30 protein-coding genes and 1 tRNA gene are annotated in these 25,627 nt (G+C 71.2%); 16 read left to right on the top strand and 15 right to left on the bottom strand.

The window, feature by feature from the left end; translation table 11 throughout:
• Positions 1-131 precede the first annotated feature (131 nt).
• Genes thrB through argS form a run of 5 tightly spaced genes read right to left on the bottom strand, consistent with a single transcriptional unit; the run spans position 132 to position 6,488 of the window.
• Positions 132-1,019 (bottom strand): homoserine kinase, encoded by an 888-nt coding sequence (gene thrB / locus AB0C38_RS19670; RefSeq protein WP_360674996.1) that lies wholly within the window; start codon positions 1,017-1,019, stop codon positions 132-134.
• Complete coding sequence (gene thrC, locus AB0C38_RS19665; protein ID WP_360674993.1) at positions 1,016-2,077, bottom strand: threonine synthase; 1,062 nt, start codon at positions 2,075-2,077, stop codon at positions 1,016-1,018. The genes thrB and thrC overlap by 4 nt, the downstream gene beginning before the upstream one ends.
• On the bottom strand, positions 2,074-3,396 hold the full coding sequence (locus AB0C38_RS19660) for a homoserine dehydrogenase (protein WP_360675609.1): 1,323 nt from the start codon (positions 3,394-3,396) through the stop codon (positions 2,074-2,076). The genes thrC and AB0C38_RS19660 overlap by 4 nt, the downstream gene beginning before the upstream one ends.
• On the bottom strand, positions 3,393-4,823 hold the full coding sequence (lysA, locus tag AB0C38_RS19655) for a diaminopimelate decarboxylase (RefSeq protein WP_360674990.1): 1,431 nt from the start codon (positions 4,821-4,823) through the stop codon (positions 3,393-3,395). The genes AB0C38_RS19660 and lysA overlap by 4 nt, the downstream gene beginning before the upstream one ends.
• Before the next feature lie 3 nt (positions 4,824-4,826).
• Positions 4,827-6,488, bottom strand: a complete 1,662-nt coding sequence (argS, locus tag AB0C38_RS19650) for an arginine--tRNA ligase (protein WP_360674987.1) — start codon at positions 6,486-6,488, stop codon at positions 4,827-4,829.
• A 263-nt stretch (positions 6,489-6,751) separates the two neighbouring features.
• On the opposite strand from argS, the gene AB0C38_RS19645 reads away from it, so the two are divergent.
• Together AB0C38_RS19645 and AB0C38_RS19640 are read left to right on the top strand one after the other, a co-directional pair.
• Positions 6,752-7,579: a DUF3105 domain-containing protein gene (locus AB0C38_RS19645; protein ID WP_360674984.1), complete on the top strand. Its 828-nt coding sequence runs from the start codon at positions 6,752-6,754 to the stop codon at positions 7,577-7,579.
• Positions 7,576-8,286 (top strand): DUF305 domain-containing protein, encoded by a 711-nt coding sequence (locus tag AB0C38_RS19640; RefSeq protein ID WP_360674981.1) that lies wholly within the window; start codon positions 7,576-7,578, stop codon positions 8,284-8,286. The genes AB0C38_RS19645 and AB0C38_RS19640 overlap by 4 nt, the downstream gene beginning before the upstream one ends.
• Here AB0C38_RS19640 and AB0C38_RS19635 read toward each other — a convergent pair whose 3' ends face one another.
• Both AB0C38_RS19635 and AB0C38_RS19630 read right to left on the bottom strand, forming a co-directional pair.
• Entirely contained in the window at positions 8,287-9,207 is a 921-nt protein-coding gene (locus AB0C38_RS19635; RefSeq protein WP_360674978.1) for a cation diffusion facilitator family transporter, read from the bottom strand.
• Positions 9,208-9,362: 155 nt separating this feature from the next.
• Complete coding sequence (locus AB0C38_RS19630) at positions 9,363-9,674, bottom strand: MarR family transcriptional regulator (RefSeq protein WP_360674975.1); 312 nt, start codon at positions 9,672-9,674, stop codon at positions 9,363-9,365.
• Positions 9,675-9,735: 61 nt separating this feature from the next.
• Between AB0C38_RS19630 and AB0C38_RS19625 the strand changes: the two genes are divergently transcribed.
• Positions 9,736-9,876, top strand: a complete 141-nt coding sequence (locus tag AB0C38_RS19625; protein WP_360674972.1) for a hypothetical protein — start codon at positions 9,736-9,738, stop codon at positions 9,874-9,876.
• Here AB0C38_RS19625 and AB0C38_RS19620 read toward each other — a convergent pair.
• Complete coding sequence (locus AB0C38_RS19620) at positions 9,873-10,973, bottom strand: epoxide hydrolase family protein (RefSeq protein ID WP_360674969.1); 1,101 nt, start codon at positions 10,971-10,973, stop codon at positions 9,873-9,875. The genes AB0C38_RS19625 and AB0C38_RS19620 overlap by 4 nt on opposite strands.
• A 150-nt stretch (positions 10,974-11,123) precedes the next feature.
• Here AB0C38_RS19620 and AB0C38_RS19615 point away from each other — a divergent pair.
• Positions 11,124-11,196: transfer RNA gene (locus AB0C38_RS19615), tRNA-Arg, on the top strand.
• 63 nt (positions 11,197-11,259) lie between these two features.
• Here AB0C38_RS19615 and AB0C38_RS19610 read toward each other — a convergent pair.
• Both AB0C38_RS19610 and AB0C38_RS19605 read right to left on the bottom strand, forming a co-directional pair.
• Positions 11,260-11,853 (bottom strand): hypothetical protein, encoded by a 594-nt coding sequence (locus AB0C38_RS19610; protein WP_360674966.1) that lies wholly within the window; start codon positions 11,851-11,853, stop codon positions 11,260-11,262.
• Positions 11,850-12,728, bottom strand: a complete 879-nt coding sequence (locus AB0C38_RS19605) for an AraC family transcriptional regulator (protein WP_360674963.1) — start codon at positions 12,726-12,728, stop codon at positions 11,850-11,852. The genes AB0C38_RS19610 and AB0C38_RS19605 overlap by 4 nt, the downstream gene beginning before the upstream one ends.
• An 81-nt stretch (positions 12,729-12,809) precedes the next feature.
• On the opposite strand from AB0C38_RS19605, the gene AB0C38_RS19600 reads away from it, so the two are divergent.
• Both AB0C38_RS19600 and AB0C38_RS19595 read left to right on the top strand, forming a co-directional pair.
• Entirely contained in the window at positions 12,810-13,724 is a 915-nt protein-coding gene (locus AB0C38_RS19600) for an MBL fold metallo-hydrolase (RefSeq protein WP_360674960.1), read from the top strand.
• Positions 13,725-13,785: 61 nt separating this feature from the next.
• Positions 13,786-14,061 carry a YggT family protein gene (locus tag AB0C38_RS19595; protein ID WP_155541239.1) on the top strand — a complete coding sequence of 92 codons (276 nt, stop codon included), beginning with the start codon at positions 13,786-13,788 and terminating at the stop codon, positions 14,059-14,061.
• Here AB0C38_RS19595 and AB0C38_RS19590 read toward each other — a convergent pair.
• A complete protein-coding gene (locus tag AB0C38_RS19590; protein ID WP_360674957.1) occupies positions 14,058-14,720 on the bottom strand; it encodes a TetR/AcrR family transcriptional regulator in 663 nt (220 codons plus the stop codon). The two genes, AB0C38_RS19595 and AB0C38_RS19590, sit on opposite strands and share 4 nt — an antisense overlap.
• A 112-nt stretch (positions 14,721-14,832) precedes the next feature.
• On the opposite strand from AB0C38_RS19590, the gene AB0C38_RS19585 reads away from it, so the two are divergent.
• The 3 genes from AB0C38_RS19585 (at position 14,833) to AB0C38_RS19575 (ending at position 17,452) form a co-directional block, all read left to right on the top strand.
• Positions 14,833-16,023 (top strand): FAD-dependent monooxygenase, encoded by a 1,191-nt coding sequence (locus AB0C38_RS19585; protein WP_360674954.1) that lies wholly within the window; start codon positions 14,833-14,835, stop codon positions 16,021-16,023.
• Positions 16,024-16,092: 69 nt separating this feature from the next.
• A complete protein-coding gene (locus tag AB0C38_RS19580; RefSeq protein WP_360674951.1) occupies positions 16,093-17,079 on the top strand; it encodes an MCE family protein in 987 nt (328 codons plus the stop codon).
• A gap of 22 nt (positions 17,080-17,101) precedes the next feature.
• Positions 17,102-17,452 (top strand): YciI family protein, encoded by a 351-nt coding sequence (locus tag AB0C38_RS19575; RefSeq protein WP_360674948.1) that lies wholly within the window; start codon positions 17,102-17,104, stop codon positions 17,450-17,452.
• Here the strand turns inward: AB0C38_RS19575 and AB0C38_RS19570 are convergent.
• Positions 17,439-18,143, bottom strand: coding sequence for a class I SAM-dependent methyltransferase (locus AB0C38_RS19570; RefSeq protein WP_360674945.1), 705 nt, complete (start codon positions 18,141-18,143; stop codon positions 17,439-17,441). The genes AB0C38_RS19575 and AB0C38_RS19570 overlap by 14 nt on opposite strands.
• 58 nt (positions 18,144-18,201) lie before the next feature.
• Positions 18,202-18,687 (bottom strand): PaaI family thioesterase, encoded by a 486-nt coding sequence (locus AB0C38_RS19565; RefSeq protein ID WP_360674942.1) that lies wholly within the window; start codon positions 18,685-18,687, stop codon positions 18,202-18,204.
• Positions 18,688-18,751: 64 nt separating this feature from the next.
• On the opposite strand from AB0C38_RS19565, the gene AB0C38_RS19560 reads away from it, so the two are divergent.
• Entirely contained in the window at positions 18,752-19,174 is a 423-nt protein-coding gene (locus AB0C38_RS19560) for a MarR family winged helix-turn-helix transcriptional regulator (protein ID WP_360674939.1), read from the top strand.
• A gap of 7 nt (positions 19,175-19,181) precedes the next feature.
• On the opposite strand, the gene AB0C38_RS19555 is transcribed toward AB0C38_RS19560, so the two are convergent.
• Together AB0C38_RS19555 and AB0C38_RS19550 are read right to left on the bottom strand one after the other, a co-directional pair.
• Positions 19,182-19,913, bottom strand: coding sequence for a class I SAM-dependent methyltransferase (locus AB0C38_RS19555; RefSeq protein WP_360674936.1), 732 nt, complete (start codon positions 19,911-19,913; stop codon positions 19,182-19,184).
• Complete coding sequence (locus AB0C38_RS19550) at positions 19,910-20,827, bottom strand: PAC2 family protein (protein WP_360674933.1); 918 nt, start codon at positions 20,825-20,827, stop codon at positions 19,910-19,912. The genes AB0C38_RS19555 and AB0C38_RS19550 overlap by 4 nt, the downstream gene beginning before the upstream one ends.
• 173 nt (positions 20,828-21,000) lie before the next feature.
• Between AB0C38_RS19550 and AB0C38_RS19545 the strand changes: the two genes are divergently transcribed.
• From AB0C38_RS19545 to AB0C38_RS19520, 6 genes are all read left to right on the top strand, one after another.
• Positions 21,001-21,513 (top strand): PH domain-containing protein, encoded by a 513-nt coding sequence (locus tag AB0C38_RS19545; protein ID WP_360674930.1) that lies wholly within the window; start codon positions 21,001-21,003, stop codon positions 21,511-21,513.
• Complete coding sequence (locus AB0C38_RS19540; protein WP_360674927.1) at positions 21,510-23,084, top strand: PH domain-containing protein; 1,575 nt, start codon at positions 21,510-21,512, stop codon at positions 23,082-23,084. Before AB0C38_RS19545 ends, AB0C38_RS19540 begins: the two co-directional genes overlap by 4 nt.
• Before the next feature lie 250 nt (positions 23,085-23,334).
• Positions 23,335-24,120, top strand: coding sequence for a helix-turn-helix domain-containing protein (locus AB0C38_RS19535; RefSeq protein WP_360675606.1), 786 nt, complete (start codon positions 23,335-23,337; stop codon positions 24,118-24,120).
• A gap of 31 nt (positions 24,121-24,151) precedes the next feature.
• Positions 24,152-24,655 (top strand): GNAT family N-acetyltransferase, encoded by a 504-nt coding sequence (locus tag AB0C38_RS19530; RefSeq protein ID WP_360674924.1) that lies wholly within the window; start codon positions 24,152-24,154, stop codon positions 24,653-24,655.
• Positions 24,656-24,776: 121 nt separating this feature from the next.
• Positions 24,777-24,974: a hypothetical protein gene (locus tag AB0C38_RS19525; RefSeq protein WP_360674921.1), complete on the top strand. Its 198-nt coding sequence runs from the start codon at positions 24,777-24,779 to the stop codon at positions 24,972-24,974.
• Entirely contained in the window at positions 24,953-25,390 is a 438-nt protein-coding gene (locus tag AB0C38_RS19520; RefSeq protein WP_360674918.1) for a VOC family protein, read from the top strand. The genes AB0C38_RS19525 and AB0C38_RS19520 overlap by 22 nt, the downstream gene beginning before the upstream one ends.
• The last annotated feature ends 237 nt before the right edge of the window (positions 25,391-25,627 follow it).

Genomic DNA, 25,627 nt, shown 5'->3' with positions numbered 1-25,627 from the left:
ATCCGGGAGGACCGGCATCGGGTGCGGAAACGCACGGTGATCGAACGCCCCCGAGGGTAGACCGCGCGGGTGCCGGGTGCAACAACCACCCCCCGCGTGGCGGGCCCCGCCGCAGGCACGTGACCCAGCCTTCACTGCGCCGCAACCTGCACGCCCGTGAGATCAACGGGCAGTTCGAAGACGTCGAAGCCCTCAACGTCGACCTCCGGCGGCAATATTCCCGTCGTGGTCAGCGCGAGCACCGTGGGGCCCGCGCCGGAGACGGCGGCGGCGACCCCGCGTGCACGCAGCGTCGTCACCAGCTCGCCGCTCGCCGGGTACGCGGGCGCCCGGTAGTGCTGGTGCAGGCGGTCTTCGGTGGCCGCGAGCAGCAGCTCCGGCTTCGCCGTCAGCGCGTGCACGGCGAGCGCGGCGCGGCCGGCGTTGTGCGCCGCGTCGGCGTGCGGCACGGTCGCCGGGAGCAGGCCGCGCGTGGTCGCGGTGGCCGAGCGCACCGACGGCACCGCCACGACCGGCCGGATCGCCTCGTGCGGCGCGAGCCGCTCGGCGTGGAACTCCGCGCCTTGGCACCAGGCCACGACGAGGCCGCCGAACAGGCTCGCCGCGGCGTTGTCGGCGTGGCCTTCGAAGCCGGCGGCCAGCTGCAGCGCGCCGAACTCGTCGAGCTCCCGGCCCGCGAGCGCGTACCCGGCGGCGACGCCGGAGACGACCGCGGCCGCCGACGAGCCGAGCCCGCGCGCGTGCGGGATCGCGTTGTAGCAGCGCAGGTGCAGGCCCGGCGGCTCGACGCCGAGGTGCTCGCAGGTCCGCCGGATGGCGCGCACCACGAGGTGGGTTTCGTCGGTGGGGACGTCCTCGACCCCACCCGCGCCGGCGTCGATCACCTCGACCTTGAGCCCGGCGTCGATGACCCGCACCTCGACGACGTCGTGCAGGCCCAGGGCCATGCCGAACGCGTCGAAGCCCGGCCCGAGGTTCGCCGTCGAGGACGGGACGGTGACCTTGAACCCCGCGCTCACCGCAGGTCCAGCGCCGCCGCGACCGCCGAGGGGTCCACCGCGAGGGGCTCGACCTCGACGTTGCCCGCCAGAGCCGTCTGCGGGTCCTTCAGGCCGTGCCCGGTGACGGTGCAGACGACCTTGGAGCCGCGGGGCAGCCTGCCGTCGGCGACCGTGGCCAGCAGGCCGGCCACGCTGGTGGCCGACGCCGGCTCGACGAACACGCCTTCGCGCCCGGCCAGCAGCCGGTACGCCTCGAGGATCTTCTCGTCGGTGACGGCCTCGAAAAGCCCGTTCGACGCGTCCTTCGCCTTCACCGCGGCGGTCCACGACGCCGGGCTGCCGATCCGGATCGCCGTCGCGATCGTGTCCGGGTCGCGCACCGGCTCGCCGTGCACCAGCGGCGCCGCACCGGCCGCCTGGAAGCCGAACATCCGCGGGGTGTTCTTCACCACATCGTCGGCCGCGTACTCCGAATACCCCGCCCAGTAAGCGGTGATGTTCCCCGCGTTGCCGACCGGCAGGCAGTGGATGTCCGGCGCCGCGCCCAGCGCGTCGCAGATTTCGAACGCCGCGGTCTTCTGGCCGGCGATGCGCACCGGGTTGACCGAGTTGACCAGGGTGACCGGGTAGTCGGCCGCGGTCTTGCGGGCCAGCTCGAGGCAGTCGTCGAAGTTGCCGTCGACCTGCAGGATCCGCGCGCCGTGCAGCACGGCCTGGGCGAGCTTGCCCATCGCGATCTTGCCCTGCGGCACCAGCACGGCGCAGGTCAGGCCGGCGCGGGCGGCGTAGGCCGCGGCCGAGGCGGACGTGTTGCCGGTCGACGCGCAGATCACCGCCTTGAGCCCGCTGGCGAGCGCGTGCGTGATGGCCACGGTCATCCCGCGGTCCTTGAACGAGCCGGTCGGGTTGGCGCCCTCGACCTTGAGGTACACCTCGCAGCCGGTCAGCTCGGACAGGTAACGCGCGGACAGCAGCGGCGTGTTGCCCTCCCCGAGCGTGACGACCTGCGCCCCGTCCGGAACCGGGACGCGATCCCGGTACGCCTCGATGATTCCCGGCCACGGCTGGCTGCTCATGCGTCCTCGCCCTCCACCCGCATCACGCTGACAACTTCGTGGACGACGTCGAGCTTCGCGATCTCGTCCACAGTGGACTGCAGGGCCGCGTCCGGGGCCTGGTGCGTCACCACGACCAGGCTCGCGCGGTCGCCGACGTCGCTCTGCCGCACGGCCGCGATGCTCACGCCGTGCCCGGCGAACGCCTGCGCCACCTGGGCGAGCACGCCGGCGCGGTCGGCCACGGAAAGGCTTACGTGGTACCGGGTCGGCGTCTGGCCCATCGGCCGCACCGGCAGCGCCGCGTGCGCGGACTCGCGCGGGCCGCGGCCGCCGGCGACCAGGTTGCGGGCCACCGCGACGAGGTCGCCGAGCACGGCGCTCGCGGTCGGCGCGCCCCCCGCGCCCTGGCCGTAGAACATCAGCTCGCCGGCGGCGTCGGCCTCGACGTAGACGGCGTTGAACGCGCCACCGACCCCGGCCAGCTGGTGGCTGCGCGGGATCATCACCGGGTGCACGCGGGCGGAGACCGACTCGACGCCGTCGTCGTCGGTCACGCGTTCGCAGATCGCCAGGAGCTTGACCGTGCGGCCGAGCATCCGGGCCGCGCCGAGGTCGGCGGCGGTGACGTCGGCGATGCCCTCGCGGTGCACGTCCGAAGCGGTCACGCGGGTGTGGAAGGCCAGCGACGCGAGGATCGCGGCCTTCGACGCGGCGTCGTAGCCGTCGACGTCGGCCGTCGGGTCGGCCTCGGCGTACCCGAGCCGGCTGGCTTCGTCGAGCGTCTCGGCGTACCCGGCGCCGGTCGAGTCCATCGCGGACAGGATGTAGTTCGTGGTGCCGTTGACGATGCCCATCACGCGCGTGATCCGGTCGCCCGCGAGGGATTCGCGCAGCGGGCGCAGCAGCGGGATGGCGCCGGCGACGGCGGCCTCGAAGTAGAGGTCCGCGCCGGCGGCGTCGGCCGCCTCGAACAGGTCGGCGGAGTGCTCGGCCAGCAGGGCCTTGTTCGCCGTGACGACCGACTTCCCGGCCTTCAGCGCGGCCAGCAGCCAGCCGCGCACCGGCTCGATGCCGCCGACCAGCTCGACCACGACGTCGACGTCGTCGCTGGTCACGAGCTTCTCGGCGTCGGCGGTCAGCAGCTCCGGCGGCAGCTCGGGGTGCTTGTCCGGGCGGCGGACGGCGATGCCGGCCACCTCGACCGCCACGCCGGCGCGGGCGGCCAGCTCATCGGCCTGCTCGGCCAGCAGCCGGGCGACCTCGCCGCCGACGGTCCCGCAGCCGAGCAGGGCGACCTTGACGGCCCGTCGTTCTTCAGGGGCAGTCACTGTGTTCAGACCTCCAGGCGCAGCATGTCGTCGGTCGTCTCGCGCCGCAGCAGCAGCCGGGAGCCGCCGTTGCGCACGGCGACCACGGCCGGTCGAGGCTGCCGGTTGTACGTGCTCGCCATCGAGTAGCAGTAGGCACCGGTCGCCGCGACCGCCAGCAGGTCGCCGGGAGCCAGCGTGTCGGGCAGCCAGCAGTCTCGTACGACGATGTCGCCGGACTCACAGTGTTTTCCCACCACCCGGGACAGTACGGCCCGAACCGGCTGGTTGGCCTCTTCCGCGGAGCGGGAAACCAGCCGGACGTCGTACACCGCGTCGTAGAGCGCGGTCCGGATGTTGTCGCTCATCCCGCCGTCGACGCTGACGTACCGGCGCACCGCGTCGTCGCCGAGCGAGACGTCCTTGATCGTGCCGACCTCGTACAGCGTGACCGTGCCGGGACCGGCGATGGCGCGGCCGGGCTCGCCGGCGATGCGCGGCACCGGCAGGCCCGCGTACGCGCACTCCTTGCGGACGATCTCGCGGATCTGCGTGATCATCTGCGCCGGCGGCGGCGGGTTGTCCTTCTCGGTGTAGGCGATGCCGAAGCCGCCGCCGAGGTCGACCAGGCTCAGCTGGTCGAGCAGCTCGGGGCCGTGCTCCTTGGCCAGGTCGGCGAGCAGTCCGACGACGCGGCGGGCGGCGACCTCGAAGCCGTCGGCGTCGAAGATCTGCGAGCCGATGTGGCTGTGCAGGCCGGTGAGCTTGAGCGAACGCGCGTTGAGCACCCGGCGCACCGCCTCGGCGGCGTCGCCGGAAGCCAGCGAGAACCCGAACTTCTGGTCTTCGTGGGCGGTCGCGATGAACTCGTGGGTGTGCGCCTCGACGCCGACGGTGACCCGGATGAGCACCGCCTGCACGACGTCGTGGCGCGCGGCGATGTCGGCCAGCCGGGCGATCTCGAAGTACGAGTCGAGCACGATCGTGCCCACTCCGGCGACGACCGCGGCTTCGAGCTCCGCGGGCGACTTGTTGTTGCCGTGGAAGGTGATCCGGTCGGCCGGGAAGTTCGCGCGCTGCGCCACGGCGAGCTCGCCGCCGCTGCACACGTCGAGGCTCAGCCCCTGCTCGGCCACCCAGCGGGCGATCTCGATGGACAGGAACGCCTTCGACGCGTAGTGCACGAGCGTTGGGTCGTCGAACGCCTCGGCGTAGTCCGCGCAGCGGGACTTGAAGTCGGCCTCGTCGACGACGAACAGGGGCGTGCCGTGCTTCTCGGCGAGCTCGCGGACGTCGACCCCGGCGATCCGCACGACGCCGTCGGCGGCGCGGAACGTGTTGCGGGGCCACACTTTCGCCGGCAGCTTGTCGAGCTCCTCGGCCCCCGAAGGCTGGAGCCCGGAGGTGTCGGCGTGGGGGTAGACGTCGGCGTGCCTGGGGCCCGCGGGGTGAGCCATGGGTTACATCCGTTCCGGAGCAGAAACACCGAGCAGGGCGAGCCCGTTCGCCAGCACCTGGCGCGCCGCCTCGCACAGCGCGAGCCGCGCGAAGGTCAGCGGGGTGGCTTCTTCGTCACCCATCGGGAGGACTCGGCCCACGGTGTAGAACTTGTGGTAGGCGCCCGCGAGTTCTTCGAGGTAGCGCGCGATCCGGTGCGGCTCCCGCATGTCGGCGGCACGGCGCACCATTTCCGGGAATTCGCCGATGGTGCGGATCAGGTCGCCCTCGGCGGGCAGCGTGAGGAGTCCGAAATCGACGTCCGATCCGGACTGCTTCACGAGGCCGAGGTCGGCCGCGTTGCGCTGCAGGGACGCCAGCCGCGCGTGGGCGTACTGGACGTAGTAGACGGGGTTGTCGTTGGAGTGCTTGCGCAGCAGGTCCAGGTCGACGTCCAAAGTGGAGTCCACGGAGTACCGGATCAGCTCGTAGCGGGCCGGGTCGACGCCGACGGCCTCGACGAGGTCCTCCATGGTGATCACGGTGCCCGCGCGCTTGGACATCCGCACCGGCTTGCCGTCGCTGACCAGGTTGACCATCTGGCCGATCAGCACCTCGACCGTCGCCGGGTCGTCGCCGAACGCGGCGGCCGCGGCCTTGAGCCGGGCGATGTAGCCGTGGTGGTCCGCGCCGAGCATGTAGATGCACAGGTCGAAGCCGCGGTTGCGCTTGTCCTTGAAGTAGGCCAGGTCGCCGGCGATGTAGGCCGGGTTGCCGTCCTGCTTGATGACGACGCGGTCCTTGTCGTCGCCGTACTCGGACGACTTCAGCCACCAGGCGCCGTCGTTGAAGTACAGGTTCCCGGAGTCCTTCAGCTGCTGGACGGCGGTGTCGACCGCACCCGACTCGTGCAGCGAGTTCTCGTGGAAGTAGACGTCGAAGTCGGTGCCGAAGTCGTGCAGGCTCTGCCTGATCTCGGTGAACATCAGCTCGATGCCGATCCGGCGGAACGTCTCGTGCCGCTGCTCCTCCGGCAGCGACAGCGCGCTCGGCTCGGCCTTGATGACCTCGGCCGCGATGTCGTTGATGTAGCCGCCCGCGTAGCCGTCTTCCGGCGCGGGCTCGCCCTTCGCGGCGGCGACCAGGGACCGGACGAACCGGTCGATCTGGGCACCGGCGTCGTTGAAGTAGTACTCGCGGGTGACCTCGCCGCCCTGGGCGCCCAGCACCCGGCCCAGCGCGTCGCCGACCGCGGCCCAGCGGGTGCCGCCCAGGTGGATCGGGCCGGTCGGGTTCGCCGAGACGAACTCGAGGTTGATCTTCGTCCCGGCCAGCGCGTCCCCGCGCCCGAACGCCGCGCCGGCGTCGAGCACCTGGCGCACGATGTCACCCTGCGCGGCCGCGGCGAGCCGGAAGTTGAGGAAGCCGGGGCCGGCCACCTCGGCCGAGGTGACGCCGTCGTCCGCCGCGACGGCCGCGGCGAGCGCCTCGGCGAAGTCACGCGGCTTCAGCCCGGCCTTCTTGGCCACCTGCAGGGCCAGGTTCGTCGCGTAGTCGCCGTGGTCGGGGTTGCGCGGGCGTTCGATGGTCACCTGCTCCGGCAGCACGGCGTCGTCGATGCCGCGTGCGGCGAGCACCTGCACGGCGGAGCTGCGGACCAGGTCGGCGAGAGCGGCGGGAGTCACTCGTCGAATTCTAGGTGTGCCCAGGTCGGACGGTTTCAGCGGTCTCGGCCACGTTACGAAGGGCATCCACAAACGGCTTTTCCGGGGGCTCCGGGTGGCGGAGCCCCCGGCCCGAGGCGAAGCCTCGGCAGGGCACTGTGAGGTGTTAACGGTGATCAGACGGGCGGTCTCTACACTGGCCCGGGCGGGAATCCGTCCGCATCCACCAGAGGGAGAACGCGGAAGCCATGGCGAACGGGACAACTCGGAAAAAGGGCTCGGCGGTGAAGGCGGCCCGCGGTTCCGTGGTGAGCAAGAAGGGCACGCCGTGGGGCACGATCATCGCCGTCGTGGCCATCGTCGCCCTGGCCGGCGCCGTGATCACCTACTACATGGTGGCGTCCGCGCCGAAGCGTGAGCAGTCCGACCGCGAAGCGGCCGCGGCCTCGTTCGCGCCGACGGCGTCCGACCCGGACCCCTCGAAGCGCATCCCCGGCGTGGTGACGGCCACCTACACCGGCAGCGTGCACGTGCTCCCGACCGAGCGCGTCGCCTACGACAAGACCCCGCCGTTCGGCGGCCCGCACGACGGTTACTGGGCCACCTGCACCGGCACGGTGTACCCGAACGCGGTCCGGACCGAGAACATGGTCCACGCGCTCGAGCACGGCGCCGTCTGGATCGCCTACAACCCGCAGCAGGTCAGCGGCGACGCGCTCAACCTGCTGAAGGTCCGCGCCGAAGGCAAGCCGTACACGATGCTGTCGCCGTACCCGGGCCTCGACAAGCCGATCTCGCTGCAGTCGTGGGGCCACCAGCTGAAGCTGGACAAGGCCGACGACGCCCGGATCGACGAGTTCATCGCCGCACTGCGCAGCAACCCGAACGGCGTCTACCCCGAGGTCGGCGCGTCCTGTGACGCCCTCGGTGCGGGCCAGTTCGACCCGGACAACCCGCCGCCGTTCGACCCGTCGAAGCCGGGCCCGGACGCCAAGCCGATGGACTACAAGGGCACGCCGGAAGCCCAGGCCGACCAGCAGACCGGTGGCGTGAGCCAGCAGCCCGTCCCCTCGACCGGCGCCCCCGCGCCTTCGGCGACCCCCACCAAGTGAGCACCGAAGCCGACGTCGACGTCGAAGCTCCCGAGCAGCCGACCTGGTCCCGCTGGGTGATCATCGGCGGGACGCTGCTCGCGGTGCTGCTGATCGGCGCGACCGCGGGGATGTTCCTCACCCGCACCATCGACGACGACCCGGCCGCCGCAACCCCGGCGGCCGGGTCGGTCGAGGTCGGCTTCGCCCAGGACATGTCGACGCACCACCTGCAGGCCGTCACGATGGCCGGCTGGGCCCGCGACCACTCGACCGACCCGCAGATCCGTCAGCTGGCCTTCGACATCGAGCGCACGCAGCTCGAGCAGGTCGGCCGGATGAAGGGCTGGCTCATGCTGTGGGACCAGCCGGAGCAGGCGATCGGCGCGCCGATGAAGTGGATGACCGAGCCGATGACGGGCCACGACGGCATGGCGATGGGCACGTCCTCGGTCAACCCGGGCGCCGGCGCGCTGATGCCGGGCATGGCGACGGAGGCGGAGCTGGCCAAGCTGCGTTCGCTGTCGGGCAAGGAGCTGGACGTCTACTTCCTCCAGCTGATGCTCCGCCACCACCAGGGCGGCACGACGATGGCCCAGTACGCGGCGGCGCATTCCTCGATGACGGCGTTGCAGGCTTTGGTCCGCAGCATCCTCACTTCGCAGGGCGCGGAGATGGACCAGATGAAGCTGATGCTTTCGGGCCGGGGCGCCCAGCCACTCCCCTGACTACCAGCTGAGCTCCTGGCACCGCCGCGCACAGTGCGGCGCTTCCACCTGCAGCGTGGCGTGCTCGATCGCGTACCGCGTCGCCAGCAGGTTCTGCGCTTCCGTCAGCACGTCCGACTGCTGCGCGGGCGGCGCCAGCGTCAAGTGCGCCGAAGCCACCTCCATGCCGGACGTCAGCGTCCACACGTGCAGGTCGTGCACGTCCGCGACGCCCGGCAGCGCGGCCAGCTCCGCGTTGATCGCGCCGACGTCGACGCCCCGGGGCGCGTGCTGGAAGAGGATCCGCAGCGCGCGCCGGGCCAGCGTCCACGTGCGGGGCAGCACGAACAGCCCGATCGCGACACCGATGATCGGGTCGGCGTAGCGCCAGCCCGTCAGCAGCGTCAGCGCGCCGCTCACCAGCACGCCGACCGAGCCGATCAGGTCGGCCAGCACTTCGAGGTAGGCGCCCCGGACGTTGAGGCTCTCCTTCGCGCCCGACCGCAACACGGCGAACGACACGAGGTTGGCCGCGAGGCCGGCCGTGGCGGCCAGCAGCACCGGCAGGCCGGGCACCGCGGGCGGGTCGCTGATCCGGCCGACGGCCTCGACGAGGACGTACCCCGCGACGCCGAACAGCAGGACGGCGTTGGCCAGCGCGGCCAGCACTTCCGCGCGGTAGAGCCCGAAGGTGCGGCTGACCGTGGGGCCCGTGCGCCGCGCCAGGATGATCGCGGTCAGCGCCATGCCGACCCCGAGGACGTCGGTGAACATGTGGGCCGCGTCGGAGATCAGGGCCAGCGAGCCGGTCGTGAAGCCGACGATGAACTCCAGCACCATGAAGCCGGCGCCGATGCCCAGGGCGATGGTCAGGCTCCGCACGTAGCGGCCGGACGCGCTCGCGGGCGTGACCGACTGCCCGTGCCCGTGGCCGTGTCCCATTACGCCTCCGTTCCCGGTTTCACCGTCGAGGCCAAACATATAGTCGGATGCGCATACGTGCAACAGAGGGCACCCTAAATTCACCCACCCGAAAGCTACTCCGCGGGCTTCCGGTGACCAATCCACCAGGAGGGGTTTCCCAGCGGGCGGACCCGTCACGCTTCGGCGTCGACCATCCGCCGCAGCAGGTCGCGCAGCTGCACGCGGTCGTCCGGACCGAGCGCCGCCAGCGGTTCGGCCGCGAAGCCCAGCGACCGCCGGAAGTTCCGCGCCAGCACGGCACCCGCGGGTGCGGCCACGATGTTCTTGACCTGCCGGTCGCGAGCGTCGGACCGGCGCTCGACCAGGCCGCGGGCTTCCAGCCGGTCGATGATCCCCGTCACGTTCGAGCGCTCCGAGTTCAGCTTCTCGGCGATCCGGTGCATCGGCAGCGGCTCCCCGAGCGCGCCGAGCACCTTGGCCCGCACCGTCGTCAGCCCCTGGGCGGGCGTACTGCGCGGCGAAGTTCGCCGTCGAAGGCAGGCCGAAGTGATCCTGGGCGCGACGAGGGCCGACGCGCCGGCGTTCCGCATCCAGACGTCGAAGCAGGCCGAGGAGTTCGTCGGGCTCAAGTTCGCCGACCGCGACGGCTCGGCCGTGCAGCGGCTGACGACCGGCCGGCTCGCCTAGCGCACCAGCCGGAAGAAGCCGCGGACCTGCTCGACGAACAGCCCGGGCTGCTCGAGCGCGGCGAAGTGCCCACCGACGGGAAGCTCCTCGAACCACCGCAGGTCGGTGTAGCGCTGCTCGACCTGCCGCCGCGACGGTCGCACGATCTCCTTGGGGAACACCGAAACCCCGGCCGGAACATCCACTGTGGACAGATCACGGTCGTTGTTCTCCCAGTACATCCGCGCCGAAGACGCCGCCGTCGCGGTGAACCAGTAGGCGGAGATGTCATCGAGGATCTTCTGCCGGTCGACGGCGTCCTCCGGGTGGCCCTTGTTGTCGGTCCAGGCCCAGAACTTCTCGGCGATCCAGGCGGCCTGCCCGGCGGGCGAGTCGGTGAGGCCGTAGCCGAGCGTCTGCGGCCGGGTGGCCTGCTGCGCGGAGTAGCCGGCCCCGGACCGCCGGAACTCTTGGAGGTCGGCGAGGGCCAGCCGCTCCTCGGGCGTCGGATCGTCCTCGGCCATCGGCACTGGAGCGAAGTTGACGTGCACCCCGGCGACCCGCCCGGACCGCGCGAGGGCGTTGGTGATGGCGGCGCCCCAGTCACCGCCCTGGGCGCCGTAGCGGTCGTAGCCGAGCTCCCGCATGAGCAGGTCCCACAGCTCGGCGACCCGCGCGATCTTCAGCGCGGGCTTGTCACTCCACCCGAACCCGGGCAGCGACGGCGCGACGACGTGGAAGGCATCGGCGGGGTCACCCCCGTACTTCGCGGGGTCACTGAGCGGCCCGAAGACGTCGAGGAACTCGAGAACGGACCCGGGCCACCCATGGGTGAGCACGAGCGGAAGCGCACCAGGCTCCGGCGACCGAAGGTGCACGAAGTGCAGACCGACACCATCGACCTCGGCCCGGAACTGCGGAAAGGCGTTGAGCCGGGCGGCGAACCCGAAGTCGTACTCCTCACCCCAGTCCCGGCAGAGTTCCTGGACATAGGAGAGCGGAACACCCTGCGACCAGTCCCCGACGGTCTCGGCCTCGGGCCACCGAGTCCGCCGAAGCCGCTCCCGCAGGTCGGAGATATCAGCCTCATCGAGAGACACCTGGAACGGCTTGACCATCTCGGCTCCTTCAGGTGGGCTTCCCACGCTAGCGACGTCCGGGCGAATGGATCAACTTTCCTACCGCTGACCAGCCAGTTTGCCCCTGGACCCACCTGCCCGCAGGGGGTCGGGGTGATGCGCTAAGCTTTCGGAGTCGCCCAGCGATGGGCCCTCGTAGCTCAGGGGATAGAGCACTGCCCTCCGGAGGCAGGTGTCGCAGGTTCGAATCCTGCCGAGGGCACGTTTGTCTACAACAACCAGTCAGCCCCTGTAGACGAAATCGCGACAGGGGCTTTTTCGCGTCTCACTTTTCCGGTGGGGCACCGCGCCAGCGCCAGCCTGTTTGGCGCGGCCTGCCCGGGACCTCGACGCGGTCCATCGCCCACAAGAGCGCCGTCCACGGGTCCAGGTCCGAGACGTCACCGACGTGCGGGAACAGCCGGGACACCGTTCGGGCGCAGACGTCTCGGGGTGGGTCCAGCGTCAAGCCGAGGCCGCGGGCCACGTCCTCGCCGTGGACCAGCACCTCCGCGCACCCCATTGCCGCGAAACCGGCTGGGTCCGCGTTGCCCGTCGGGTGGTATGCGCGCGCTTCCGGGGACGCCGTGCGGACCACCGCCGCGAGGATCGCGCTGCCCGCCAAGGCGAACTCCAGCGCGTCGGCCGACGTCGCGTCCTTCTCCAGCGCTGCCAGGAACGGCACGTAACCACTGGGACGGCGTGAGACGAGCTGGGCCGCGTACGACAGCAAGCAGTCGCCGATGTGCTCCGCGGTGCGGAAACCGTCCAGGTCGCCCGTGCCCGCCACTGTCGTCCAGTCCTTCGAAGCCGCCGGGCGCAACCCGTCGGCCAGGCAGACGATGGCCGCTTCCAGATGATCGGCGGAAACCTGCTTCATGATCGCGACCCTAGCCGGTAGTTTCCCGGTGCGACACCGAACTGGCGCTTGAACGCGTGCGAGAACGCGAAAGGCGAGCCATAGCCCACCTTCGAAGCGATCGAGGGCAGCGGCAAATCCGTGTCCTGCAACAACCCGGCCGCCGTGGTCAAGCGCCACCACGTCAGGTACGCCATCGGTGAGTGGCCGGTCAACGCCGTGAACCGGCGGGCGAGCGTCGCGCGGGACAAACCCACCTGGGCCGCCAGGTCCTCGATCCGCCATGGTGCCTCAGGATTCGCGTGCAGGGCCGCCAACGCCGACGCGATCGCGGGGTCGCGCAACGCCTGGGGCCAGCCCGTGTCCGCGTTGCTCGCCAGCCACGCGCGGATCAGGTACACCAGCAACAAGTCCAGCAAACCGGCGAGGACCGTGGCCGAACCTGGACGATGCGAAGTCACCTCGGCTCCGAGCAGGTCGATCGCCGCCCGGAGTTCCGAAGACCCGCCCACCTCGGCCGGGACGTGCACCACCTCCGGCAGGCTCGCCAGCACCGGGTGGCGGCGCGCGTGGGACAGGCGGTACTTGCCGCACAGGAACTCCGTGCGGCCGTCCGGCTCCTCCACCGCCGCCTCGAACGGCACCGCCCCGAACGCGTCCGGCCGCGACGACAGCGTGTGGGAGCTGCCGTGCGGGACCAGGACCACGTCGCCCGCACCCAGGGGTACCGGCTCGCCGGCGGCCGGGATCAGCCAGCCGCTGCCGCGCAGCAGCACGTGGAAGCCCGCGCCCTCGTACGGCGCGAAGCGGTAACACCAGTCGGCGCCGGCGCGAAGCCGGTTCGACGTCGGCTGCCCGATCCGTACCGCGGTGATTGCGTCACTCAGCAGGTCCACACCGCAACTATAAGACGTTCGCGCATCAAAGTGAGCAAGAAGAGCATTGGAAAGCTCATTTGAGAGCGTCAGAGTGGAGTCATGCACATCGGTGACGTCGAAGTCGTGAAGGTTCTCGAGTGGGAGGGCGAGATCGCCCCGGCGCGGACCATCGTCCCCAGCCCGCCCGAGCTCTGGCAGGACAACGCCCACTGGCTCGCGCCCGACCACTGGAACCCCGGAACCGGCGGCTACCGCGGCACCGTCCAGACCTGGGTGCTCCGCAGCGAGGGCCGGGTGATCCTCGTCGACACCGGCGTCGGCAACGACCGGCACCGCCCGCAGATCCCGCTGTTCGACCACCTGACGACGAACTTCCTCGACCGGCTCGCCGACGCCGGCGTCCGGCCCGAAGACGTCGACGTCGTCGTCAACACCCACATCCACTACGACCACGTCGGCTGGAACACCTTGCTGCGCAACGGCGAATGGGTGCCGGCCTTCCCCAACGCCACCTACCTGATCCCCCGCGCCGACCAGACGTACTTCGACCCGCGCAACGCCCACCGGCGCCCCGCCCCGCGCACCGAGCACGAACAGCTCCGCCGCGAAGGCAGCCTGCTCGTCTACGCCGACAGCATCGCGCCCGTGCTCGGCAAAGCCGTGCTGTGGGAAGGCGACCACCGCATCGACCGCAACCTGACCCTCGAGCCCGCGCCCGGCCACACCCCCGGCTCGTCCGTCGTCCGCCTGGCCTCCGGCGGAGACCGCGCCGTGTTCGTCGGCGACCTGCTGCACAGCCCCGTCCAGATCCTCGCGCCTGAGCACAGCAGCTGCTTCTGCGAAGACCAACAGCAGGCCGCTGTCACCCGGCGCAGCGTCCTCGAACGCGCCGCGGACAACCGCGAGCTCGTCGTCCCCGCCCACTTCGCCGGCCCCGGCGCCGCCGAGGTGCGCCGCGACGGCAGCCGGTTCGCCATCCACCGCTGGGCGGGTGATCCTGTCGAAAAGCTGTGAACCGGACGGATCCGGCACTGCCGGGCGGCTCCGCGCGTTGTCAGGGGGACAAGGAGGAACCATGGGTGCACTAGGGACACTGCTCGGCTTCGCGCTGAGCCTGTACCTGCTCGTGCTGATCGCGCGGATGGTGCTGGACTGGGTCGGGATGCTGGCCGACAGCCCGCCGTGGACGCGGCGGGCCCGGAGCCTGGCCTACTCGGCGACCGAGCCGGTCATCGGGCCGGTGCGGCGGGTCGTGCGGCCGGTGCGGATCGGCGGGATCTCGCTCGACCTCGCCTTCACGCTGGTCTTCATCGGGGTGATCGTGCTGCGGGGGATCGTCTTCGCGCTTTAGAAACTGCCTCGGTAGCCCGGGGACAGCCGGTCGATGCCGCGTTCCAGCTCGCTGCGGACCCCGCGCAGGTCGATGCCGTCGGGGTCGACCAGCGCTTGCATCGAGATCCCGCGCAGCTGCGCCAGCAGCGCCGACGCGTACGCATCCGCGTCGCGGACGCCGGTGATGGACCCGTCCGCGACGCCGCTGGCCAGAGTCTGGGCGATGGCGAACCGGAAACGGCGGTCGGCCTCGGTCAGCGCGCCGCGCAGGGCCGAGTACTCCGCCGCCGCGTCGCCCCAGCACGCCAGGAAGGCCTGGTTGAGCGTCGGCATCGTGCGGATCAGCTCGAAGATGATGTCGAGCAGCGCGCGCAGCATGTCCATCGGCGTCGCAGTGGCCGAACCGGTCCGGGCCGCGACGGCCTCGCTGTAGGCGTTGGTGAACTCCTCGACGGCGTACTCGACCAGCCGCTGCCCGAGCCCGTCCTTGTCGCCGAAGTGCTGGAAGATGACGGACCGCGCGTAGCCGGAGCGGGCGCAGACGGCCCCGAGCTTCAGCCGGCCGAACCCCTCGTCGGCGACGAGGTGCGCGGCGGCGTTCAGAATGCGCGCCTCGACGGCGGCTTCCTCGCCGTCCTGCGGGATCCGGTCTGCGGCGGAACGGTCCACGCGCGTCATGCTAGCCACTCGAACCGGACACCACCGGCCGAACGGTCAGCGGATCGTGCGAGGACCGTCAGCGCGGCCGCGCACCCTCGGGTCATCACCACCGACCCGAGAGGACTCTCCGATGACTGCCAAGACCGTGCTCGTGTCCGGGGCCAGCATCGCCGGCCCGTCCGCGGCCTACTGGCTGCGCCGCCACGGCTACCGCGTGACCGTCGTCGAAACCGCCCCCGCGCTGCGGCCCGGCGGCCAGGCCGTCGACTTCCGGGGTGAGCAGGTGAAGCTCCTGCGGGCCATGGGCATCCTCGACGACGTCCGCCGGTTCGAGACCGCGATGGGCGACCAGACCGTGCTCGGCCTCGACGCACAGCCCCAGTTGACCGTGCCCGGCGCCGCCTGGAGCGGGGAGGTCGAGATCCTGCGCGGCGACCTCGCGCGGATCCTCTACGAACACACCAAGGACTACACGGAGTACGTCTTCGGCGACCGCGTCACGAGTCTCACCGAGACCGCCGACGGCGTCGACGTCACCTTCCGCCACGGCGCGCCGCGCCGGTTCGACCTCGTCGTCGGGGCCGACGGCGTGCACTCCGGGGTGCGGGCCGCCGCCTTCGGGCCCGAGCCGGACTTCCGGCACGACCTCGGGTTCGGGATCGCCGGGTTCACCGCGCCCAACCACCTCGGCCTCGACCACACCAGCATCATGTACAACGAGTCCGGCCGCGGCCTGAGCGTGGGCAGCCACCGGCTGGCGGACCGGCTGCACGTCGGCCTGGTCTTCGCCGCCGACGGCGTCGAGTTCCGCCGCCGCACCCCCGACGAGCAGCGCGCCCTGGTCGCGCGGCTCTTCGCGGACACCGGCTGGGAGACACCGAAGCTGCTCGAGGCGCTGCCGGAGGCGGACGACCTGTACGTCGACTCGATCAGCCAGATCCACCTCGACCGCTGGTCGACGGGCCGGGTCGTGCTGCTCGGCGACGCCGCCTGGTGCGCCGGGCCCGGCGGGTCCGGCACCGGCCTCGCCATGATGGGCGCGCAGGTGCTGGCCGGCGAGCTCGCGGCGGCCGGCGGCGACCACGTGACGGCGTTCGCGAAGTACGAGGAGCGCCTCCGCAAGCCGGCCACGGTCGGGCAGAAGAACGGCAAGGGCTCGGGCAACTTCCTCGCGCCGCGCACCGCCGCGAAGATCCGCAGCCGCAACCGCGCCTACCGGATGCTGAGCACGCGGCTGTTCGGCAAGGTGTTCACCTGGATGACCGATCGCGCCGCCAACGCACTGGAATATCGTGAGTACCCCGCGCTCACGTCCGCGTGAAGCGACGATCTTCGTCTCTTCGGGGGACTCGGCTGGCGACCCGGCGTGGCCTGCGTCACTCTTGACGCCATGTCAATACGTCGGGCCGCCGACGCCCCGGTCCGGACGGCGCTCGTCGGCCTGACCGTGCTGGCCTTGGGCGTGCTCACGGCGCTCAACGCGCGCTCCCTGCCCGTGATCGGCGACGGCACGACCTACTCCGCCGAGTTCAGCGAGGCGGCCGGCGTGTTCGAGGGCAACGACGTCCGCATCGCCGGCGTCGAGGTCGGCCGCGTCTCGGAGGTCAAGCTGCGCGGCGACCGCGTGCTGATCTCCTTCCAGGTCAAGGGCGCGTGGCTGGGCGACGCGACGGGCGCGGCGATCCGGCTGAAGACCGTGCTCGGCCAGAAGTACCTCGCGCTCGACCCGCAAGGCGACGGGACGCTGGATCCCGGACAGCCGATCCCGCGCTCGCGCACCAGCGTTCCCTACGACATCCTCGACGCGTTCGGGGAGCTTTCGTCCACTGTGGACAAGATCGACACCGCCCAGCTGGCGAAGAGCTTCGACACGCTGACGGCGACGCTGGCCGACACGCCGCAGAGCGTCCGGGCCGCGCTCACCGGGCTGTCACGGCTGTCGGACACGCTCGCCACGCGGGACCACCAGCTCGCCTCCCTGCTCGGCAACACGCGCGTCGTTTCGCAGACGCTCGTCGACCGCGACAGCGCCGTGCGGCAACTCCTGGACGACGGGAACCAGCTGCTCGCCGAGGTGAGCGACCGCGAACAGGCGATCAGCTCCCTGCTCGACGGGTCACGACGGCTCGCCACCGAGCTGTCCGGGCTGATCAGCGACAACGACGCGCAGCTCGGCCCGCTGCTCACCCAGCTCGACCAGCTGACGTCGATGCTGCAGCGCAACCAGGACGCGCTCGCCGCCGGCATCCGGGGGTTCGCGCCCCTGGTCCGGCTGGGCGTCAACCTCTCCGGGAACGGCCGGTGGATCGACGGCTACCTGTGCGGGCTCGTCCTGCCGTCGTTCGGCCCGCTGAACGAAGAAGGCTGCCACGGCTGAGCCCGCGTGGCATGCTGGCGCCGTGCGATACCTGCTCCTGCTGTGCGGCGACGAGTCCGCGGGCGCGGCGGCCGGCCCGGAAATGGCCCGGCGCTGCCACGAATGGGCCGCCGAGGCCGAAGGGCGCGGCGTCCGGCAGGGCGGCGTGGGCCTGCACCCGCCTGCCGAGGCGAAGACGATCCGGGTGCGGGACGGCTCGGTCCTGCTGACCGACGGCCCGTTCGCCGAGACCAAGGAACAGGTCGGCGGCTACAACATCCTCGAGTGCGCGGACCGGTCGACAGCCGTCGAGGTCGCTTCGCGGCACCCGTGGGCCGCGATCGGCACGCTGGAGCTGCGCGAAATCCTCGACGGGCCGCCTACGGCTTCGTGATCTTCACGGTCACCTGGTTGTCGCTGTAGGTGTAGGCGACGTACTCGAACTCGACGCCGGTGCGCTCGACGTACTCCGTCCAGGCGCGGTACTCGTGCCGCTTCCAGCCGGGGAAGTTGAAGAACTCGTCGAAGTGCACGATGCTGCCCGCGCGCAGCCGCGGCCCGCACTGGTCGAGCACGGTCTTGGCCGAGCTGTAGAGGTCGCCGTCGACGTGCAGGAAGTCGACGTGCTTTTCGTGCGTCCCGAGGAAGCCCGGGAGACTGTCGGCGAACAGGCCGACGACCAGCTCGGCACCGGGGACGTCCGGCAGGTCGTCGCGGGCGAAGGCGCCGGCGGGCATGCCGTTGAGCCACGCTTCGGGCAGCCCGTCGAAGGAGTCGAAGCCGTAGACCTCCCGGCCGCCCCGGGCGCCGGCGATCGTCCGGAGCGTGTTGCCGGACGCGACCCCGAACTCCAGCGCCATCCCGCCTTGCGGCGCCAGGGAAAGCGCGTACTCGAGCGTCTCCTTCGGCCGGCCGAAGTGCCTCGCGCCGACCAGGTTCTCGCGGGCGAAGACGTTGCTCTCCAGCGCGGCGTCCTGATCGCCGGCGTAGACGATGTCGCGACGGCTGCGAATCTCGAACTCCACCACCCGGTCGAGGACGCGGTCACTCTGACGGACGATCTCTTCGCGGAGCTCGGCGGCCATCCGGTTCAGCTGATCGGTGTACGGGTCGTGCACTTTCGAGGCCAGCCCGAACAGGAGCCTACCCAGCGTTCGCCGCAGGGTTTTCGTTACGGGTGAACGGGTTTCCGTAGGGCTCATTCAGGGACGGTACCTGACGGGGCCGGACGACCCGCGCACTCCCCTGGGCCGCGGCACAGAGCGTGACCTCGTCCGCAGCGTCCACTGTGTACACCTCGCACCGGCAGGTGGCTCGCGATCTTCCGGCCTGCACCACGACGGCGTGGGCCCGCAGCAGGACACCGGTGGCCGGGCGGAGGTAGTCGATCGTGAAGCCGGCGGTGAGCAGCGCGGGCCCGAGCACGGTGCCGGCGGCGAAGGTGAGCGCGTTGTCGGCGGCGTAGGCCAGTACGCCGCCGTGGAGAAAGCCGTTCTGCTGCTCAAGTTCGTCGCGGATGTCCAGTTCCAGGGTGGCCGCGCCGTCACCGAACCCGGTCAGCCGGGCACCGAGCAGCCGGCTGAACGGCTGGCTAGCCAAACCCGCGCGGGCGGCTTCGAAATCCAGCATGCATCCTCACTTCACTAGTGAAGTGAGGATGGCGCTCCGGGTGCCGGGCTGTCAAGATCGGGGCGTGCCCGAACCCGACCAGCGCCTGTTCTTCCTGCTCCAGCAGGCCGCCCACCGGCTGCGCGTGGCCGCCGACCGCCGCTGCTCGGCCGCGGCCGGCATCACGACGGCCCAGCTCGGGGCACTCTTCGCCGTCCGCGAAGGCGCCTTGACCCAACGCGAGCTCGCGGCCCGGCTCGGCCAGCGCGAATCCGCGGTGACGGCGATGGTGACGCGCCTGGTCGACGCGGGCCTGGTCGGCAAGAGCGCCCATCCGCGCGAGCACCGCGCGGTGCTCCTGGAGCTGACCGCGGCGGGCGAAGACGCGCTGGTCCGGGTGGCGCCGGAGATCGAAGAGTTCAACGCTCAGCTGCACGCGGTCCTGGGCGAGGACGGCTTCCGGCGGACCTCCGAGGGAGTCGCCAAGCTCGCCGCCCGGGAGTGGTGAGGCCGGCTCACGCCACGATGAGCCGGAACCCCGCGTCCCACTCCGGCAGGTCCAGCAGCTCCGCGTGGTCCTCGTGCCAGCGCCCCGACTCCAGGTCGGCCCGCAATCGGGCAATTCCCCGGGACACCGCCTCGGGCGACGTCTGCGCGAGCGCCGAACACGACCGCCGCACCGCCGGGTCGAGGTAAGCCTCCGGACGGCGCCAGTGAGCCGGGAACACGCCGTCCGTGAAGTCCCACGGCACCGGCAGCTCGACCACCGAAGACGCGCCCAGGAAATTCGCGATCTCCGGCGCCGACGGACGGGACCGCTCGAGCAGTGCCACCTCCGGCACGTAATCCCGCACGAGCCAGAAGTCGTTGTGCAGCGCGGTGTCGTAGGCCAAGACGACCTGACGGCGCGAAACGCGGCGCAGCTCGGCAAGACCCCGTCGCCAGTCCGGCCAGTGGTGCACGGTCAGCACCGCCAGAGCCGCGTCGAACGTGCCGTCGGCGAACGGCAACGCCTCCGCGACTGCGCGCACCACCGGGGCGGCTTCAGGACGCCGTTGCCGGATCATCTCCGCCGACGGCTCCACGGCGACGACGCGCCGGGAAGGAGGCTCGTACGACCCCGTGCCGGAGCCGACGTCGAGCACGGAACCCGCCGAACCCAGCGCGTCGAGCACCGGCGCGAGCCACCGCGGGTCGGTGCGCCTCCCCAGCGCGTAGCCGACGCCGATCTCGTCGTAGCGGGTCATCGCTCGGGGCTGTCGCCGCCGTTCTGCTCGGCCAGGAACCGCTCGAACTGGGACCCGAGCTCCTCCGCGGTCGGCATGTGCTCGACCGACTCCGCGAGCAGCGAACCCCGCTCCGAGGCCTCGATGAACGTGTCGTACTGCCGCTCCAGCGCGCGGACGACTTCGGCGATCTCGTCGGAGTCCGCGACCTGGCGGTTGATCTCGGCGTCGGCGAGGTCCGCCGCCGCGCGCAGCTCGCCCTCGGCCAGGCTCAGGCCGGTCGAGCGGCCCAGCGCGTCGAGCACGATCAGCGACGCGGACGGGTACGTCGACTGCGCCAGGTAGTGCGGCACGTGCGCGGCGAACCCGACGGCGTCGTGGCCCCACTCGCCGAGGCGGTACTCCAGCAGCGCGGCCAGGCTGCCCGGCACCTGCAGCCGGTTGGGCAACGGCTGGTGCTCGCCGACCAGGTCCTTGCGGGTCGCGTGCACGGTGACGCCGAGCGGGCGGGTGTGCGGCGCGCCCATCGGGATGCCGTGGAACCCGGCGGTGAGCCGGACGCCCCAACGCTCGACGAGGTTGCGCACCGCGCGGCAGAACCGCTCCCAGTCGTGGTCGGGCTCCGGGCCGGACAGCAGCAGGAACGGTGTGGCGTCGGCGTCGTGCAGCAGGTGGACGACCAGTTCCGGCGCGTCGTAGTCCTCCCAGTGGTCCACGGCGTAGGTCATCGTCGGCCGGCGCGAGCGGTAGTCGATGAGCCGGTCGACGTCGAAGCGCGCGATCACCCGGTGTTCGCCGCCGAGCAGGTGCTCGGCCAGCACACGGCCCGCCGAGCCGGCGTCCATGAACCCTTCGAAGTGGTGCATGAGCACCGCTCCGGTCAGGTCGGGGACGTCCGAGTCCACCTCGTACAGGTCGTCGGGATCGAGTCCCACCGGGTCCTCCAGCTCGCTGATACAGCAATCCATCAAGCACAACACACCCCGACGGCGAATCCATTCCTCCGACGGTGTGGCCGATCGTAACGGCACGCGATCGAAGGCGGACCGAATCGCCATCGTGACACTTGTCGTGGGCACGCAAGGCGCCGATCGGGCACGCTTGACCTGTGACCGAACACAGCACGAACACAGTGGCGTTGCGGCTGCGGCCGCCGGCGCACCGGGTCAGCCGGCGGGCCATCGGCTACTGGACGGCCACCGCCGCGATCCTGTGGATCATCCTCATCGGGGTGCAGGCGGTCATCGTGCTGACCAGCGACGATCCGCCGGCGTTCCTCGACGTCACGCTGATCGTCTCGTGCGTGCTCGCGCCGCTGCACCTGATCGTGATGCCGCAGTGGCGCTACCACGTGCACCGCTGGGAGGTCACCGACGAGGCCGTCTACACGCAGGCCGGCTGGCTGAAGCAGGAGTGGCGGATCGCGCCGGTTTCGCGGATCCAGACCGTCGACATCGAGCGCGACCCCTTCGAGCAGCTGTTCGGGCTGGCGAAGATCACCGTGACGACGGCGTCCGCGGCGGGTCCGCTGCGCATCGCGGGCCTCAGGCACGACCGCGCGCTGGAGCTGGCCGACGAGCTCACGAAGACGACACAAGCGATCCGGGGTGACGCGACATGAGCCCCGCCGACGCACTCTCCCCCGCGGAGGCGGCCGAGAGCACCGAAGCCCTGGTGACGCCGCCCGCCGAAGGCTCGCAGGACGCGCCGTGGCACCGCCTCGACCGGCGCATGCTGCTCATCCGGCCGGTGCTGGACCTGGTGCGGTCGCTGCCGGTGCTGCTGGGCGCGCTGCTCGTCGGCCAAGGCGAACCGTGGCAGTGGATCGGTCTCGTTTTCACCGCGATCGCCGTGTTCACCGGCGTTTCGCACGTGCTGACCTCGCGCTACCGGATCACCGAGACACAGGTCGAGTGGCACACCGGGCTGCTGCTGCGCAAGCAGCGGGCCATCCCCCGCGACCGGATCCGCACGGTCGACGTCACCTCCGAGCCGAAGCACCGGCTGTTCAAGCTGGCGGCCGCGCGGATCGGCACCGGGCGGCACTCGCACGGCAAGGGCCCGGGCAAGGACGAGCTCGTCCTCGACGCCGTCACGATCGCCGAAGCGCAGCGGCTGCGGACGCTCCTGCTGCACCGCAAGGCCGTGGAGACGGCGGCCGAAGACACCGCCGCGGCTCCCGCGCCGCCGGAGCAGGTCGTCGCCGTGGTCGACAAGAAGTGGCTGCGGTACGCGCCGTTCACGTTGTCCGGGCTGGCGGTGGTCGGCGCCGCCGTGGGCACCGTCTACCACTTCGCGCACGAGCTGCACTTCGACCCGGTCCAGTTCTCGCTGGTCCAGACGGTCGTCGGGCACTTCGCCGACACTCCGACGTGGGTGAGCCTGGTGCTGGCCGCCGCCGGGCTGCTGGTGCTCGTCTCGCTGCTGTCGGTCGGCGGGTACGTGCTGTCGTTCTGGAACTTCCGGCTCACTCGCGAACCCGCCGGCACGCTGCACATCCGGCGCGGCCTGATCACGACGCGCTCGGTGTCGATCGAGGAGGACCGCCTGCGGGGCGTGGAGATCCGCGAGCCGCTGCCGCTGCGGCTGGCCGGTGGCGCCCGCTGCGTCGCCATCGCCGGCGGCCTGCGCGAGGGCAAGGGCGCGGACAAGAGCGGCGGCCTGCTGCTCCCGCCCGCGCCGCTCGCGAAAGCGCACGAGGTCGTCGCGGAGGTGCTCGGCGAAGACCCGGCCGCGACGCCGCTGGTGCGCCACCCGCGCCGGGCGCTGTACCGGCGGCTCTCGCGGGCCGTCGGCGGGGTGCTGCTGCTCGCCGCGGCGCTGTACGGCCTGGCGTGGCTCGGCCCGCTGCCGGACTGGCCGTGGCAGGTGGCGCTCGCGCTGGTGCCGTTCGCCGCGCTGGTCGGCTGGGACCGCTACCGCGGCCTCGGGCACGCCTTCACCGGCCGCTACCTGGTGACGCGCTCGGGTTCGCTGGACCGCGGCACCGCGGCGGTCCGCCGCGACGGGATGACCGGCGTCGTCGTCGAACGCTCGTACTTCCAGCGCCGGGCCGGGCTGGTCACGATCATCGCGCCGGTCGCCGCGGGCAAGGGGCACTACCGCGTGCTCGACGTCGGCGAGGCCGACGGGCTCGCGCTCGCCGACCAGGCGATGCCAGGCCTGCTGACGCCGTTCCTGGAGCGTGGCTGACCCGTACGGCGTCGTCCACGGTAAATGGCGGCTGGTCGTACTACAACAAAACGCAGATCGGCACGTTTCGGTGGATATTACGTCGGGTCACCGGCGGTGACGAAACCCGGCGCGTTCCGGACGCTCTGACCCGCGGTTTTTCCCCAATGGCGGGCCGTCGGCAGAATGCTGGCCTTCGTTTAACACAACGTGCTAATTTATTCACCCCGTGTGATAGCGAAGGTCGTTTTTGTCTCACCGAGAGGTCATGATGACGCCTGCCGTCAGTACCGTCGACGGTTCCGCCACCACCGCCCCACGCCGCACCCCCGGCGCCAGCAGCTCCCGGAAGGTCCTCCAGCTGCTCCTCGCCTTTTCCGAACGCCGCTGGGAGGCCAGTGTCGCCGAGCTCGCCGCGACGATCGGCACCCCGGTCGCGACGACCTACCGCTACGTGGCCCTGCTCAAGGAGCTGCAGCTGCTCGAGGAAGGCCGGGCCGGGCACTACCACCTCACCAGCCAGGTGATGCCGCTCGCGCGCGCCGCGCAGCTGGCGAACGACCTCGTGCGGCTGGCGAAGCCGTCGATGGAGGAAGCGGCCCGCGAGCTCGGCGAGACGGTGATGCTCTTCCAGCAGTTCGGCGACGCCGCCGTGTGCGCGGACCGCGTCGAATGCGACCGCGCCATGCGGTTCACGTTCGAGCCGGGGCATTCCGTGCCGCTCGGCGTCGGCGCGTCGGGGAAGATGCTGCTCGCGCTGCTGCCGGAGATCGAGCGCGACCGGCGGCTGGTGCCGATCGTCGAACAGCGCGGCACGATCGTGCGCGACGAGCTCAAACACGCGCTGGAGAACCGGTTTTCGGTCAGTTCCGGGGAAATCGACGAAGGCGTCTGGGCGTGTTCGGTGCCGGTGGCCACCTACGGGCGGCGGCCGACCGTGCTGAGCCTGGCCGGGCCGGCCGCGCGGATCACCGACGAGGCCCGGCACACCGCGATCACCGCCCTGCAGGGGTACGCGACCCGCATCCAGCGGACGGTTTCGTCTTATTCGCTGTGAAAATCCCGGCCGGGCGCGTACGAATGCCTTCGTGATCCGGCTCGCACGCCCCGACGACCTGCCCGCGTTGATCGACATCGAACGCGAGGCGGGCAGCCTCTTCCGCGCCCTCGACATGGCCGCGATCGCCGACGACGACCCGGGTTCGGTGGCCGAGCTGGCGGTGTACCAGTCCGACGGCCGCGCCTGGGTGAGTGTGGACGACGGCGACCGGCCGGTGGCCTACCTCGTCGCCGAGGTGGTCGACGGGCACGCGCACGTCGAGCAGGTCTCGGTGCGGCCCTCGCACGCGCGGCGCGGGCTGGGCAGCGCGCTGATCGAGACGCTCGCCGGATGGGCGGCCGCACGCGGGTTGCCGGCGCTGACGCTCACGACGTTCACGGCCGTCCCGTGGAACGCGCCGTACTACGAGCGGCTGCGGTTCCGGGTGCTGGCGGACGCGGAAATCGGTGCCGGACTGCGGGCGATCCGCCGCGCGGAGGCGGCCCGCGGCCTGGACGCCTGGCCGCGCGTGGCGATGATCCGTCCGCTCTGACCTGGGGTTCTCACCTGCGTGGGGGATCCACTGGCGCACCCGGTCGAACATGTGTTCTACTGTGCTCGCCGGCCTCGGAGGGGGAAGCTCCTGGGCCGGCCCACAGACTTCGGAGGTTGTCATGGCGGTCAAGATCACCCACCTGACGAACGGCCAGCAGGTGCGTTTCGCCAACGCCGACGGCGCCCGCCGCTACGCCGAGATCATGGGCGGCGGCGTCGACAAGTGGCGCTTCGCGGTCGTGCCCGAGGACCCGATGCTCCGGAAAATGTCGGACTCGGTCGTTAACGTGCCCGTATGGCGCATGACTTCCAGGTAGTGGTGGATACGGCCGACCCGCACGTGCTCGCCGACTGGTGGGCCGAGACGCTCGGCTGGCCCGTGGAACCGACCGACGAGGACTTCATCCGCGAGATGATCGCGAAGGGGTACGCGAAGGAAGAGGAAACCCGGACGTACGACGGAGCACTGGTGTGGAGAACGGGGGCGGCGATCCGCCATCCGGACTCCCCACCCGAGGGTCCACCCCGGCGGATCCTGTTCCAGGAGGTCCCGGAGCCGAAGACGGTGAAGAACCGCCTCCACATCGACGTGTGGGTCGGCGCGGACAACGTCGAGGCAACCCTGGAGAAGCTGACGGCGCGCGGGGCGAAGTACCTGCACCGGGGGCGGCAGGGGCCGCACAGCTGGGTGACGATGGCGGACCCGGAAGGCAACGAGTTCTGCATTTCGTGAGCCGGGCACGAGTTCCGGCTCCAATCACGCGAGATCCGCTTGCGGTCACGCGAAACCCGGCCTCGGACACGCCCTCGACGGGGCGCACGAACGTCGTGAACGACTCTTTCCTGCCGTCGGAGGACAGGAAAGAGTCGTTCATGACCTCGGCGCGGTTCGGCCACAGTCTGGGCGGCCCACCCGGAACGTCGCGAATGACTCATTCGGGGCTTCGGAGGTCCCGAATGAGTCATTCGC

It is taken from the genome of Amycolatopsis sp. NPDC048633, assembly GCF_040650695.1.
Taxonomy (GTDB): Bacteria; Actinomycetota; Actinomycetes; order Mycobacteriales; family Pseudonocardiaceae; genus Amycolatopsis.
The sequence above is the reverse complement of the archived record's forward strand: the minus strand, read 5'-3'. Positions and strand labels throughout refer to the sequence as shown.